12 protein-coding genes are annotated in these 14,466 nt (G+C 71.0%); 1 reads left to right on the top strand and 11 read right to left on the bottom strand.

Annotation, left to right across the window (positions count from 1 at the left end; translation table 11 throughout):
- The first annotated feature begins 134 nt into the window (after window positions 1-134).
- Window positions 135-605 (top strand): hypothetical protein, encoded by a 471-nt coding sequence (locus OG948_RS24805; protein ID WP_406298580.1) that lies wholly within the window; start codon window positions 135-137, stop codon window positions 603-605.
- Between the two features lie 19 nt (window positions 606-624).
- On the opposite strand, the gene cimA is transcribed toward OG948_RS24805, so the two are convergent.
- From cimA to ilvN, 11 genes are all read right to left on the bottom strand, one after another.
- Window positions 625-2,253, bottom strand: a complete 1,629-nt coding sequence (gene cimA / locus OG948_RS24800; protein WP_406298579.1) for a citramalate synthase — start codon at window positions 2,251-2,253, stop codon at window positions 625-627.
- Between the two features lie 516 nt (window positions 2,254-2,769).
- Window positions 2,770-3,897, bottom strand: coding sequence for a branched-chain amino acid aminotransferase (locus OG948_RS24795; RefSeq protein WP_395872577.1), 1,128 nt, complete (start codon window positions 3,895-3,897; stop codon window positions 2,770-2,772).
- Between the two features lie 245 nt (window positions 3,898-4,142).
- On the bottom strand, window positions 4,143-5,186 hold the full coding sequence (locus OG948_RS24790) for a 3-isopropylmalate dehydrogenase (protein WP_406298578.1): 1,044 nt from the start codon (window positions 5,184-5,186) through the stop codon (window positions 4,143-4,145).
- 494 nt (window positions 5,187-5,680) lie between these two features.
- On the bottom strand, window positions 5,681-7,270 hold the full coding sequence (gene serA, locus OG948_RS24785) for a phosphoglycerate dehydrogenase (protein WP_406298577.1): 1,590 nt from the start codon (window positions 7,268-7,270) through the stop codon (window positions 5,681-5,683).
- Between the two features lie 199 nt (window positions 7,271-7,469).
- A complete protein-coding gene (locus OG948_RS24780) occupies window positions 7,470-7,862 on the bottom strand; it encodes a hypothetical protein (protein ID WP_406298576.1) in 393 nt (130 codons plus the stop codon).
- Window positions 7,863-7,948: 86 nt separating this feature from the next.
- A complete protein-coding gene (locus tag OG948_RS24775) occupies window positions 7,949-8,770 on the bottom strand; it encodes a hypothetical protein (RefSeq protein ID WP_406298575.1) in 822 nt (273 codons plus the stop codon).
- A 31-nt stretch (window positions 8,771-8,801) separates the two neighbouring features.
- Window positions 8,802-9,632, bottom strand: a complete 831-nt coding sequence (locus OG948_RS24770) for a hypothetical protein (protein WP_161354475.1) — start codon at window positions 9,630-9,632, stop codon at window positions 8,802-8,804.
- A 55-nt stretch (window positions 9,633-9,687) separates the two neighbouring features.
- Window positions 9,688-11,340 carry a PP2C family protein-serine/threonine phosphatase gene (locus OG948_RS24765; RefSeq protein WP_406298574.1) on the bottom strand — a complete coding sequence of 551 codons (1,653 nt, stop codon included), beginning with the start codon at window positions 11,338-11,340 and terminating at the stop codon, window positions 9,688-9,690.
- Between the two features lie 174 nt (window positions 11,341-11,514).
- Entirely contained in the window at window positions 11,515-12,030 is a 516-nt protein-coding gene (locus OG948_RS24760) for a SigE family RNA polymerase sigma factor (RefSeq protein WP_395872565.1), read from the bottom strand.
- A gap of 742 nt (window positions 12,031-12,772) precedes the next feature.
- Window positions 12,773-13,771, bottom strand: a complete 999-nt coding sequence (ilvC, locus tag OG948_RS24755) for a ketol-acid reductoisomerase (protein ID WP_395873462.1) — start codon at window positions 13,769-13,771, stop codon at window positions 12,773-12,775.
- Between the two features lie 138 nt (window positions 13,772-13,909).
- The gene (gene ilvN / locus OG948_RS24750; RefSeq protein ID WP_020556335.1) at window positions 13,910-14,437 is read right to left on the bottom strand and encodes an acetolactate synthase small subunit; all 528 of its coding nucleotides are present in this window, start codon (window positions 14,435-14,437) and stop codon (window positions 13,910-13,912) included.
- Window positions 14,438-14,466: the final 29 nt, after the last annotated feature.

Here is a 14,466-nt window from a genome sequence, read left to right as displayed (position 1 = left end):
GGACTCCGCGACATGCCCGGCCGAGTCCCCGCCTCGACCCGCACATTGCTAAGGTCCTCCCATAGTCATCTGTTGCCCAATTGATATCAGAACGTTTTGAGGCGCAGGCCCAACAACGAACCGAGGTGGGTTCGGTGGACGACAACAGCAGGCGCGCGGCGCAAGCGGCCCGCCTTCCGATGGTCGACGGAACGACCGAGTCGGGGCTGCCGCGAAGGCCCCCGCAGGCGAACCTGCTGCCGGGTGCGGCGGCCGAGGAGTTCGGCCTCGATCGCGAGCTGTCCGTGTCGCGAGAACCGGAAGAGGTCCGAGGGCGGCTGGAACGATTCGCCGTCGGACGCGAGTTGGCACGTCTCGAAGAGAGCGAACCGCTGCTGCCGCCCAATCCGATGACCGCGGCGAGTCCGCTGGCCTCGTCGCCCGTCCGCCCGCCCGCCCCCGCGCCGGCTCCGCTGCAACCGCGGGCCGCGAAGCCCACCCCACCGGTCCCGCCGGTCCCGCCCGCGATGCCGTCGCCACCGCCGGGTTCGCTGTCGCCGCTGCCGGCGGGCTGGGACGAACCGTGGGGCGACGGATGGCGATCGTTCCGCCCCGGCCGCCCCTGACGGTTCATCACCTCTGGTTCTACGTACGGTCCGAACCCTCGGTGTCGTGGGCACCGGGGGTCAGGCCCGCCTTGAGCAGACCGTAGGTGTACGCGTCCTCCAGGGCCTGCCAGGACGCCGCGATCACGTTCTCCGCGACCCCGACGGTGCTCCACTCCTGCTTGCCGTCGGTGGTCTCCACCAGGACGCGGGTGATCGCGTCGGTGCCGTGCCGGCCCTCCAACAGACGCACCTTGTAGTCCACCAGCTCGAACGCCGCGAGTTGCGGGTAGATCCGCTCCAGGGCCAGCCGCAGCGCGCGGTCGAGGGCGTTGACCGGGCCGTTGCCCTCGCCGGTCGCCACGATCCGCTCGCCCTTGGCCCGCAGCTTGACGGTGGCCTCGTTCACCGGCACGCCGTCGCCGCGCTGCTCGCTGATCGCGCGCCACGACTCCAGCGCGAAGAAGCGCGCACGGCCCAGGCTCTCGTCGCGCAGCAGCAGTTCGAAGGACGCGTCCGCGGCCTCGTACGTGTAGCCGGCCGCCTCGCGCTCCTTGACCTGGTTGACCACCCGGCCGACCAGATCCTTGTCGTTCGAGAGGTCGTAGCCCAGTTCCTTGCCCTTGAGCTCGATCGAGGCACGTCCGGCCATGTCCGAGATCAGCATCCGCATGTCGTTGCCGACCAGCGCCGGGTCGATGTGCTGGTACAGGTCGGGGTCGACCTTGATCGCGGAGGCGTGCAGGCCGGCCTTGTGCGCGAACGCGGACACGCCCACGTAGGGCAGGTGCGTGGAGGGGGCCAGGTTGACCACCTCGGCGATCGCGTGCGAGATCCGGGTCATCTCGCGCAGCTTGCCCTCGGGCAGCACGCGCATGTCCTGCTTGAGCTCGAGGTTGCCGACCACCTGGAACAGGTTGGCGTTGCCGACACGTTCGCCGTAACCGTTGGCGGTGCACTGGACGTGCGTGGCGCCGCCCTCGACGGCCGCGATCGTGTTGGCCACGGCACAACCGGTGTCGTCCTGGGCGTGGATGCCCAGGCGCGCCCCGGTGCCCGCGTGCACGGCACCGACGATCTCGCGGACCCCGCTGGGCAACATCCCGCCGTTGGTGTCGCACAGCACGACCACCTCGGCGCCCGCGTCGTGCGCGGCGGCGACCACGCTCAGCGCGTACTCGGGATTGGCCCGGTAGCCGTCGAAGAAGTGCTCGCAGTCGACGAAGACCCGGCGGCCCTGGGCGCGCAGATGGGCGACGGTGTCCCGGACCATCTCCAGGTTCTCGTCCAGCGTGGTGCGCAGCGCGAGCGAGACGTGCTTGTCGTGCGACTTGGCCACCAGGCACACGACCGGCGCCTGCGAGTCGAGCAGTGCCTGGACCTGCGGGTCGGCGGCGGCGGTGGTACCGGCCTTGCGGGTCGAGCCGAAGGCGACCAGGACCGCGTGCGCGAGATCGAGTTCCTCCCGGGCCCGGCGGAAGAACTCGGTGTCGCGCGGTACCGCGCCGGGCCACCCGCCCTCGATGAAGCCCACGCCGAAGTCGTCCAGGTGGCGAGCCACGGTGAGCTTGTCGGACACCGTCAGGTTGATGCCCTCGCGCTGCGAACCGTCCCGCAGGGTGGTGTCGAAGACGTGGAAGGCGCTCGGGTCGGTCGTCGTGGGGTGCATCGGCCTCGGTTCTCCCGTCGATCAAGAAATGGCGGGCCCGTGCGCGCTCGCTCGCCGCGTGGGTGGTGCGGCCAAACAAAAAGACCCCTCGCGGTCGCGAGAGGTCTGCGTGCGGGCGGTGGGCGGTATGGCACCCCTTGTGGGAGGTCAACCCGTTGCCGGCACGCTGCGGCTAATAATGATCCACTGCTGCATACTCGCGAGTCTCGCACATGAGGTTGCGCGTGGTGCGAGGGTCTCACTATGTGGGCCATGGTCGGGGTACGGAGTTTCGTGTGCCCACCCGCTCCACCCGCTCCGCCCGTTGCGTCGAGCGGGCGGGTTGCCGTTTCGGGCGGAATGCCGCGTTGCGGCGGGCTCCGCGACGACAGGCGGGACGCGGGGCCGCTGCGGACTCGGCCGCTCCCCCCGGCGCGTCAGCGCCCACGACTCGATCGTCGACCGGTGATCGACGAGCCTGCCAGGAGAGCGGCCGGAGGCCGCCGGCACCGCGCGAAGCGCGGCATACAGCTCGGCTTACACCGCGTGCGTCCAGCCGTGGGCGTCCTCCGCGCGGCCGGTCTGGATGTCGACCAGCGCCTTGCGCAGTTCCATCGTGATCGGGCCCGCCTCGCCGGTGCCGACGGTCCAGTTCCCGGTGCTGGACTTGACCGAGCCGACCGGGGTGATCACCGCGGCGGTGCCGCACGCGAAAACCTCGGTGAGCGTGCCGTTCGCGTTGCCCTCGCGCCAGTCGTCGACCGAGATCAGCGCTTCCTCGGTGGCGTAGCCGCGGTCGGCGGCGAGTTGCAGCAGCGAGTCCCGGGTGATGCCGGGCAGCAGCGAACCGGTCAGTCGCGGCGTCACGATCCGCGCGTCCTTGCCCTCCCCGTACACGAAGTACAGGTTCATGCCGCCCATCTCCTCGATCCAGCGACGCTCCACCGCGTCCAGCCAGACCACCTGGTCGCAGCCCTGCTCGATGGCCTGGGCCTGGGCCACCAGCGACGCGGCGTAGTTGCCGGCGCACTTGGCCTCGCCGGTGCCGCCGGGCACGGCGCGCACGTACTCCTGCGACAACCACACCGAGACCGGCCGCACGCCGCCCGCGAAGTAGGGGCCGGCCGGCGACGCGATGACCAGGAAGAGGAACTCGTTCGCGGGGCGCACGCCGAGACCGACCTCGGTGGCGAACATGAAGGGCCGGATGTACAGGCTCTCCTCGGGCGCGCTGGGCACCCACGCGATGTCCTGGCGGATCAGCGCGTCCACCGCGGCCACGAACAGCTCCTCCGGCAGCTCGGGCATGGCGAGCCGGCGGGCGGAGTTGCGGAAGCGGGCGGCGTTCGCGTGCGGCCGGAAGGTGGCCACGCTGCCGTCGGGGCGGCGGTAGGCCTTGAGGCCCTCGAAGATCGACTGCGCGTAGTGCAGCGTCATGTTCGCGGGGTCGATGTCGAGTGACGCGTAGGGCGTGAGCTGCGCGTCGTACCAGCCGCGTCCCGCACTCCACTTGATGCCGACCATGTGCTCGGTGAACACGCGGCCGAAGCCCGGGTTCTCCAGGCGCGTGGCGCGCTCGGCGTCGCTCAGCGGGTGTGCGGTGGGCTTGAGGTCGATCGTCAGGGAAGCCTGGAGGGCGGGCTCCTGCGGGGCGGCAGTCGTCATGGCTGGTTCTCGTCCTTCACCGTGGAGTATGGCGGGGCCGGGTGCTGCTGGGACCCGGCTTCCCGTACCGGACGTACTGGAAGTGTTCCCGGGAACCGCACCCACGTTCCACCCGGTGAGACGTTAACGCAGTCGACCGGGATCCCGACAGGCGCGGCCCCTGACCCGCCGAACGACCGATTCGCCGGTCCGGCAGGGGGCACGCGTCGACGGTCCCGGTCGACGAACGTGATGGTGCCGGCGAATCAGCCGGCTACTCGGGCGGCGAGCGCGTCGCCGATCTGCGACGTGCTGCGGGTGCCCGGGCCGGCGCGCTCGGCGAGGTCGGCGTAGACCGCCTCCTCGACCCGGCGGGCCTGGTCGGTCAGGCCCAGGTGCTCCAGGAGCATCGCGACCGAGAGCACGGTGGCGGTGGGGTCGGCCTTGCCCTGGCCGGCGATGTCCGGCGCGGAGCCGTGCACCGGCTCGAACATGGACGGGAACTCGCGGGAGGGGTTGATGTTGCCGCTGGCCGCGAGGCCGATGCCGCCGGCGATGGCGGCGGCGAGGTCGGTGATGATGTCGCCGAACAGGTTGTCGGTGACGATCACGTCGAACCGCTCGGGCTGGGTGACCATGAAGATGGTCGCCGCGTCCACGTGCAGGTAGTCGGTGGTGACGTCGGGGAACTCGGCCGCGACCGCCTCGAAGATCCGGGTCCACAGCCGGCCGGCGAACACGAGCACGTTGTTCTTGTGCACCAGGGTCAGCTTCTTGCGCGGGCGGGCCTGGGCCCGGGCGAACGCGTCGCGCACGACCCGCTCGATGCCGAACGCGGTGTTGACGCTGACCTCGGTGGCCACCTCGTGCTCGGTGCCGGTGCGCAGCGTGCCGCCGTTGCCGGTGTACGGACCTTCGGTGCCCTCGCGGACCACCACGAAGTCGATCGCCGCGTCCGCGCCCAGCGGCGAGACCACGCCCGGCGCGAGCCGGGCCGGGCGCAGGTTGACGTGGTGGTCGAAGGCGAAGCGGAGCTTGAGCAGCAGGCCGCGCTCCAGGACCCCCGAGGGCACGCTCGGGTCGCCGATGGCGCCGAGCAGGATCGCGTCCTGGCCGCGCAACTCGTCGAGCACGCTGTCGGGCAGCGTCTCTCCGGTGCGGTGGTACAGGCGGGCACCGAGGTCGTACTCGGTGGTCTCGATCTTGATATCGGCGGGAAGTACGGCGCCGAGGACCTTCAGACCCTCCGCGACCACTTCCTGGCCGATGCCGTCACCGGGAACCACTGCGAGACGAATGCTGCGAGACATGCGGTGGACCTTACCTTCCGTCCCAGGGACTGATCATGTGCAGTCCGGATGATGGGACGCAACGGGGTGAATCGAGGGTCAGCGGTCCTCGTCGGCGGGCCTGCCGCCGTTGTCGCGACGGTCGAGGGCGCGCTGGAGGGCACGGGCTGCGTTGCGGCGCGTGGTTTCGTCCATGACTGCACTTCCTTCACAAGGCTCGGGTGTCTACACGGTGTGTGACGGACACGTGCAGGGGCCTTGTGGGCGTGCTGAAATTTCCTGCCGTACGGGGATTTCCGGGTACGGAAGGGCCGTCTGCTTTCACGGTAGGCGACGGGTCGCGTCGCTGTCTGCAATTTACTCGGAGTTCCTACTATCTGAGATCGACCGTCCGCCACGCGGCGTGGCGACGGGCCGCGACCACCCGCTCCCGGACATGCCGAAGGCCCGGGAACCACATGGGTTCCCGGGCCTCGTACGGCGTGTCGCGCGCCCGTCGCCGGCCGCGACCGGCGTCAGTCGTCCAGGTTCACCGAGCGCATGAAGACCGCGCCGATCTCCTCCGCGATGTCGGTGAGGATCTGCGGCTCGACGGTGGTGTCCACGGTGAGTGCCACCAGCGCCTCGCCGCCCTTGGCGGCGCGGGCCACCTGCATGCCGGCGATGTTGACGCCCGCCTCGCCGAGGTGCCGGCCGATCACGCCGACCACGCCGGGCTTGTCCGCGTAGCGCAGGAAGACCATGTGCGCGGTGAGCACCAGGTCCACGTCGTACCCGTCCACCTCGACGATCTTCTCGATGTTCTTGGGGCCCGCGAGCGTGCCGGAGACCGAGATCTCGCCGCCGTCGGCGAGCGTGCCGCGCACGGTGATCAGGTTGCGGTGGTCCGGGCTCTCCGAGCTCGTGGTCAGCCGGATCTCCACGCCGCGCTCCTGGGCCAGCAGCGGGGCGTTGACGTAGGAGACCGACTCCTCCACGACGTCCGCGAAGACACCCTTGAGCGCCGCGAGCTCCAGCACCTTGACGTCGTGCTGGGTGATCTCGCCGCGCACCTCGACATCGAGTCGGACCGCGACGCCGCCCGCGAGGGCGGTGAAGATGCGACCGAGCTTCTCGGCCAGCGGCAGGCCCGGGCGCACGTCCTCGGCGATCACGCCGCCCTGCACGTTGACCGCGTCCGGCACCAGTTCGCCGGCCAGCGCGAGCCGTACCGACCTGGCCACCGCGACACCGGCCTTCTCCTGCGCCTCGTCGGTGCTCGCGCCCAGGTGCGGCGTGGCCACCACGCTGTCGAACTCGAACAGCGGGCTGTCCGTGCACGGCTCCTTCGAGAACACGTCCAGGCCGGCGCCGGCCACCCGGCCCTCCTTGAGCGCGGACGCCAGCGCGACCTCGTCGACGATCCCGCCGCGCGCGGCGTTGACGATGCGCACCGTCGGCTTGACCTTGCGCAGCGCCTCGTCGCCGATCAGGCCGAGCGTCTCCGGCGTCTTGGGCAGGTGCACGGTGATGAAGTCGGACTGCTCCAGCACCTCGTCCAGGCTGAGCAGTCGCACGCCCATCTGCGCGGCGCGGGCCGGCTGCACGTAGGGGTCGTAGGCCACGATGTTCATCCCGAACGCGGACATGCGCTGGGCGACCAGGACGCCGATCCGGCCCAGGCCGACCACGCCGAGGGTCTTCTCGGAGAGCTCGACACCGGTGTACTTGCTGCGCTTCCACTCGCCGTTCTTGAGCGCGGCGCTGCCCTGCGGGATGTTGCGCGCGACCGAGATGAGCAGGCCGCAGGCGAGCTCGGCGGCGGTGACGATGTTCGAGGTCGGCGCGTTGACGACCATGACGCCGGCCTTGGTGGCGGCCGGGACGTCCACGTTGTCGAGCCCCACACCGGCGCGCGCGACCACCTTGAGGCGGTTCGCGGCGGCGATCGCCTCGGCGTCCACCTTGGTGGCGCTGCGGATCAGGATGGCGTCGACGTCGGCGATCGCGGACAGCAGCTCACCGCGGTTCGCACCATCGCAGTGGCGGATCTCGAAATCGGGTCCGAGGGCATCGACGGTGGCCGGGGACAGCTCTTCGGCGATGAGAACGACGGGCTTGCTCACGGTTTTCCTTCGCGTGCTGCGATGACGGGTGGCCGCGTGGAAGACGCACGACGGGGTGGCCTGACGCGTGGCCGATCCTACCGCCGCCCTTGTGAAGGACTTCACAGATGTCCGATGTGTGGACTCCGGACGGGCGGGGGCAACACTTCCGACCTGTCGTCAGATCAGCGGGTGGATCGGCTCGGGATCGATTCGACGCTCAGTCGGCGGCCAGGAACCACCCGATGGTGACCCGGCGCTGCCCGTTCAGGTCCAGGATGACCACCTCGCCGGAACCGGGGCTGGGCAGCGGCGCGGTGCCGCCGTAGGGCAGCGTGCGGGTCTCGCCGTCGTCCACCTGGACCTCGGCCACCGGCGCGTTCTGCGAACCGCGCCGCCAGGTGACCCACCACGTCGTGTCGTCGTCGCACTGGAATTCCAGGTGCACCCGGGAGACGAACAGCCAGTCGGCCGGCGTCACGAGATGGCAGCGGGTCGCGTCGCGACCGACCGCCAACGTCGCCCCCGGCCGGCTCGGCGCGCTGGCCATCAGCATGGCGACCGTCGCCGCGTCGTCCGCCCCCGAAGTCGACGCCATGTTGAGATCGAGCACCGGTTTCCTCCCCCACGCTCCTGGCCGTCAGTCCATCCACAATCGATCCCGCGTGCCGGCCCGCCGTGCGGCCGACCCCCCGTGGTTCAGTCGATCGATCCACCGCGACGTGCGCACGGGCACGGTTCGCGTCCCACAATGCCGCAGGTGACCGCCGTCTGGGCGATCAGGTCCCAACCTCCGTGCACATGCGGGGTGGTGTCCAGATAGTCGGGCCCCAGCAAGTGGTTCAATTCCGGGCAAAGTTCCGAGCTGTAGAAGTCCCGGCGCAGTTCCGTCTTGCAGCGCTCGACCGTGGCCTTGGCCATGTAGAGCATCTCGCACAGCTCGTCGGTGGTCTTGGGCCGCTTGGTGGCGCGGCCGTGGATCCAGTCGCAGGACATCGCCGCGAGCACCTCCAGCCGCACCCCGCTCAGCTTGGCGCGCAGTTCCTGCGGACCGATGTCCACCGTGTCCGGAGCGCTCCCGTCCAGCGACGCGGACGTCCAGGGCCGGACCGGCTGCATCGCCCGCCACGCGAGCACCACGCTGCGCCGCCGGGCCAGGTCGCTGACCAGGATGTTGCCGCTGGTGCGCGCGGGCAGCGGCAGGATCGCGCCGTACGGCATGTCCTGCGAGCTCTCGCCACGCTTGATCCGGACGATCGCCACCGGCGTGTCCCGCTGTCCGCGCGGCCACTCCACGGTCCAGCCGCGGTCCTCGCTGTACTCGAACACCAGGTGCTTGCGCGAGACGAACAGCCAGTCGTGCGGCGTCAGCAGCGGCCGGCACACGTTGGGGTCGCGCCCCACGAACACCCGCGTGCCCGCCACTCCGGGCTTTCGCACGCTCTTGGGGCTCGGCAGCGGATCGCGCTCCGCCTCGCGGCCGTCCTCGATCGCGACGAACGACATGTTCAGTTCGAGCATGATCCCCTCGCCCCCTCCCCGGTCCTACCGCTCACCTGGTACCCGCGTGCGGCGCGTCCGCACCACACGGGCACGGACCGCGTCCCGTTATGCCGTGGGTGACCGCGGTCTGCGCTATCAGGTCCCAGCCCCCGTGCACGTGCCGCACGGTGTCGAGGTAGTTCGGACCGAGCAGGGAGTTCAGCTCCGGGCACAGGCCCGAACTGTAGAACTCGCGGCGCAGCTTGGTCTTGTACCGCTCGACCGTGGCCGCGGACAGGTGCAACAGCTCGCACAGTTCCTTGGTCGACTTGGCCCGCTTGACCGGACGACCGTGCACCCAGTCGCAGGACAGCGCGGCCAGCACCTCCATCTCCGTCTCGGAGAGGCGGTTCTGCAACACGAACGGCGCGACGTCCTGGGTCTCGGGGACGCCCACGTCCGGTTCGGTGGGCTCCTCGCCCGGGCGTTGCGGCAGGGAGACTCGCCACTCCACCAGGACCCGTCGCCGTCGGGCCAGGTCGGTGACCACCACCCGGCCCGGGCGCAGCGAACCCAGCGGCAGCGTCGCGCCGTAGGGCACCGGTTCCGACACGCCCTCGCGATCGATCTGCACCAGCGCGACCGGGCGCGGGTGCGAGCCCTGGAGCCACTCCACGCTCCAGCCGCGCTCCAGGGAGTAGACGAACTCCAGGTGCACACGCGACACGAAGCGCCAGTCCTTCGGCGTGACCAGGCCACACCGCGACGGGTCCCGGCCGATCGCGATCTTCTTGCCGGGCTCGCTTTGCACCTTCACCGTGCGCGGCCGGGCCAGGTCCGACTCCTGCTGGTCGGCGTCGTCCGACGTCGCCACGGTGAGGATCAGTTCGAGCATCGCCATCCGTCCGGTCTCGTGCCCCGCCCTGGGGCATCGCCCATCTTCGCCCGGTGAACCGTCACCAGGCAGTCCCGCCGTCCGACCGTAGGGCCCCGGGGGCACTCGACGCATCCTCCGGTTGTTCCCGGGGGTCGGCGCCGGAGCGATGACCCGCCGGAACGGGCAGTGCGTCGCATTCGACCACGACCGCCGTCGCGTCGTCGTCACCGCTCTCGACGGCCGTCCTGGTCAAGGTCGTTGCCGCGTGGAAGGGGTCGCCGTGCACGAGGTCGGCCACCGTCTCGTCGGGCAGGTGGCCGACACCGTCCGTGGCGAGGACCACACGGTCGCCCGGGTGCAGTTCGATGCGTTGCAGTTCGGGGTCGGGGGCCTGGGAGCCGCCCAACGGGGTGGAGGTGAGCAGCCAGGGTCGGCCGAATTCGGCCGCGTTGCCCTGTTCGGTCAGCCGGAACGCCCGGCCGCCGCGCACCAGCCAGCACACGCTGTCGCCGCAGCCGGCCAGGTGCAGCCTGCCGTGTTGCAGGACGGCCGCCACCACGGTCGTGCGCATGCCCTCGTACTGCGCGACGCCGTGCCGGCGCACCGCCAGGTCGGCGACCGCGATCGCGGCGCTGAGCCGGTCGCTCCAGCCCGCGGCCAGGTCGGCGGCGGCGAGTTCGGCCACCAGCGTGCGCACCGCGACGTCGGCCGCGTACCAACCGGCGGGGTGGCCGCCGAGGCCGTCGGCGACGATGAACACGTCGCCCGTCGCGGCATACCGGTCGTCGTTGTCGCGGGCGGTCAGCTCCGGGCCCAATCCGCGCCGTTCGCGCCGCGCGGCGCGTCGCCGGCCGGGGTGCGAGGACGTGGACCACGCGGACGCCTGGACGCCCAGCGGCGGCCCGGTGTCCTCCGGGACGTCGCCCTCGGCCGCGTCGGCCCGACGCAGGCTGTCGCTGCGCGAGGTGGTGGGTACGTCCAACTCGTCCGCCTCCTCGACCGGTTCGGGCACCGGCGGGTCGGCCGGCAGCAGCCGGGTCTGCGGCTCGGGCACCGGCGGCGGCGAGGTGGGCATCGGCGGCACCGAGGGCGGCGGCGGCACCGCGTGCCCGGCGGCGAAGGTGGTGTCGGCGGAGCCGCCGGAGATCGTCGGCGGCGCGGGTACCAGTGGCGGCGCGGCCGGGATGCCGCCCTCCGGGCGGACCGCGCGCGGGGTCACCGTGTGCGGGACCGCGTCGGGCCCGCGCTCGGCCGCCTCCGGCCCGGTCGCGAACGTCTCGGCGGGCCGGGGCGCCTGGTCCCACAACGAACGCGACGCGGCCTCGGGCGCCTCGGCCGGCGCCGCCTCGGCATCGGCCTGCGGCCGGCCGGAATCCGCCGCCGGCGCGGGCGCCGGATCGTCCGTCGGGTCGGCGTCGTACCCCTCGTACGACGTGGCGGCGTCCGCTCGCGGCCGGCCGTCCTCCGGCTCGGATTCGGCCGCGAACTCGTCGGCCGAGCCGTTCGGCGCGGGCCCCGGCTCGTGCGTCGGCAGCGGCTGCGCCGGTCCGGTCCGCTCGGCCGGCTCGCGGGCGGGCGCGTCCTCGAAGTCGAGGTACAGGTCGCCGAAGATGTCGTCGTCCGCCGCCGGTGCCCGCTGGGCGCGCAATTCGTCCTGCCGCAGCGTCCGTTCCGGGAAGCCACCGCGAGCCGGCACGGTCGTCTCCCGACCCGAGTCCCCTCTGCCCCTCATGTGTCTCACGCTCCACGATGTCGGCCCGGAACGGCAAGTCCGGTGCGGCGATAGCACTGCCTCGTTCAAGCATGCTGCCTCGGATACGGCCCTGGCATGTGATCCGCAAGGCCAATTCCTTCGGGTTTTCCGGGCACCGCCGCGCGGATGAACCCGGATGGACCGCGTCGGGGCCTAGGAGCGTCCGGTCCGAACCGCCTCCGAACCGTCCGCGAGCAGGCCGGCGAGCGCGGCGCGGCCCCGGGACAGGCGGGCCTTGATGGTGCCCTCGGGCGCGCCCTCGTGCGCGGCGATCTCGGCCACCGACAGCCCGCCCATGTGATGCATCACCACCGCACGGCGCTGGGCCTCGGGAATCTGGCGCAATGCGGCGACCAGGGCCACGGATTCGGGGCCCGGCGCGGGCAGATCCCCGTCCGGGCCGTGCCGGATCCAGCTCTTGAGCGCGGTACGGGTGCGCCGCCATCGGCTGACCGCGATACGTTGACCGACCAGGCGGATCCACGCGACGGGGTTCTCGTAGTCGCTGATCCGCTCCCAGTCCTTCCAGGCCCGGATGTAGGTCTCCTGCGCGGCCTCCTGGGCCTCGCCGAAATCTCCGGTCAGCGCGTACAGGTGTGCGACGAGGGCGCCGTGGCTCTCCGCGTAGAACACGTCGAAGTCGGCGCGACCGCCCGTGTCCCGTCCCATCGTTCCCCCGCGTCCCGTCGCGGCGTGTCTGTCCTGCCGTGACCCGGTACTTTATCCGGCCCGGGGCGCGCACCCGATGTCGGTTCAGGTCGCGGAACACCCGCCTCGAGCGTCTCTCCCCCACCCACGCACACGACCGGGTGATCGGTTCCGTGCAACGACCAACCGGAGCCCCGAAACCACCACCACGATCCCGACCCCGACGCGCACGAGCCGCCGACGCCGACGCCGCGCGATCAACACCCCCACGGCCGGCCGCCCTCCGTCCGGCCGCGCACCGAGCACGCGCCGCACGTCCCGTTCGAACGCGCCGAACGCAACGGAAAGCGCCTCCTCCTCCCCCATGCCCCGCGTCCCCCGTCCCTCCCCGCGCCGCCCCAAGCGACACCCCCGGTACGGTCCACACGCACCCCACCCCCCACGGGTTGCGCCCGGCCGCCCCCAAGCCCCGACACCCCACACCCCCCGGCGCGTCAGCGCCCCCGACCCCCGCCCACCCAAGTGATCGACGCGCGCAGCGCGGAGAGCGGCGGAGCCGCAAGCGTGGGCTTCGTGGCCCGGAGCGAAGCGCAGGGACACGAAGCCCCGAGCGAGGCGCCGCTTTTTCTTGGAGGAGCTTGCGGGGGAAAGAAAAAGCGGCGCCTCGCGAGCCGGCGACAAAGTCGCCCAAAAAGCAGCACCCCGGACCGATCCCGGCCCGGGGCACTTCACACCGCCGAAGCGGCAGGCGACACGTCGAGGATCAGCCCTCGTTCGTCACCCAGCTCATCATCTTGCGGAGCTCCTTGCCGGTGGTCTCCAGCTTGTGCTCGGAGTCCGCCTTCACGTACTCCTTGTACTTCGGCAGACCCGCCTCGTACTCCGCCATCCACGCGGTCGCGAACGAACCGTCCTGGATCTCGGCGAGCACCTTCTTCATCTCGGCCTTGGTGTCGGCCGTGATGATCCGGGGGCCGGTGATGTAGTCGCCCCACTCGGCGGTCTCCGAGATGGACCAGCGCATCTTCTCCAGGCCGCCCTCGTACATGAGGTCGACGATGAGCTTCAGCTCGTGCATGCACTCGAAGTAGGCGATCTCCGGCTGGTAGCCGGCCTCGACCAGGGTCTCGAAGCCCGCCTTGACCAGCGCCGAGGCGCCGCCGCAGAGCACCGCCTGCTCACCGAACAGGTCGGTCTCGGTCTCCTCGGTGAAGGTGGTCTTGATGACGCCGGCGCGGGTGCCGCCGATGCCCTTCGCGTAGGAGAGGGCGAGCGCCAGGCCCTGGCCCGACGCGTCCTGCTCGACCGCGACGATGCACGGCACGCCGCGACCCTCTTCGTACTGCCGACGGACCAGGTGGCCGGGGCCCTTGGGGGCGACCATGCACACGTCGACGTTGGCCGGCGGCTTGATGAAGCCGAACCGGATGTTGAAGCCGTGCCCGAAGAACAGCGCGTCGCCGTCCTGCAGGTTGGGCTCCACGGCCTCGGCGTAGACCTTCGCCTGGACCGGGTCCGGGGTCAGGATCATGATGACGCTCGCCTCGGCGGCGGCCTCGGCGGGAGTGACGACCCGCAGGCCCGCCTCCTCGGCCTTGGCGCGGCTCTTCGAGCCCTCCAGCAGACCGACCCGCACGTCGACACCGGAGTCCCGCAGCGACAGCGCGTGGGCGTGACCCTGGCTGCCGTAGCCGAGCACCGCGACCTTGCGGTTCTGAATGATGGACAGGTCGGCGTCGTCGTCGTAGAACAGCTCGGCCACTTCGGGGTTCTCCTTCAAGACTGGGTTTTCGGGGCCGCGCCCCGCTCGTCATCTTCGCAAATCACGAACGAACCGCGTGCCGCCGGTTTGAAATGTGGACCATGACGGTCCGTCAGAACCGAGGTCCGGACATATCCGTCAGGCCGAGCGCTCCACCGACCGCAGCGAACGGTCGGTGATCGAGCGGCCGCCGCGGCCGATCGCCACGACGCCGGACTGGACGAGTTCCTTGATGCCGAACGGCTCCAGCATGCGCAACATCGCGGCCAGCTTGTCGGGGCCGCCGGTGGCCTCGACGGTGACCGCCTCGGGCGAGACGTCGACCGTCTTGGCGCGGAAGAGCTGGACGATCTCCACCACTTGCGAACGCGTCTCGTGGTCCGCGCGCACCTTGACCAGCAGGAGCTGGCGCTGCACCGACGCGGGCGGGTCCAGCTCGACGATCTTGAGCACGTTGACCAGCTTGTTGAGCTGCTTCGTGACCTGCTCCAGCGGCAGTTCCTCGACCACGCTGACCACGATGGTGATCCGCGAGATGTCCGGATGCTCGGTGGTGCCGACCGCGAGCGAGTCGATGTTGAAGCCCCGACGCGAGAACAGCGCGGTGATCCGGGCGAGGACACCGGGCTTGTTCTCGACAAGGACCGAGAGGGTGTGCTTGGACATGATCGCTGGACTCCTATGCCTTCCTGATG

The sequence above is a fragment of the Embleya sp. NBC_00888 genome (assembly GCF_045207655.1).
GTDB lineage: Bacteria > Actinomycetota > Actinomycetes > Streptomycetales > Streptomycetaceae > Embleya.
This window is presented reverse-complemented; position numbering and strand designations above follow the sequence as displayed.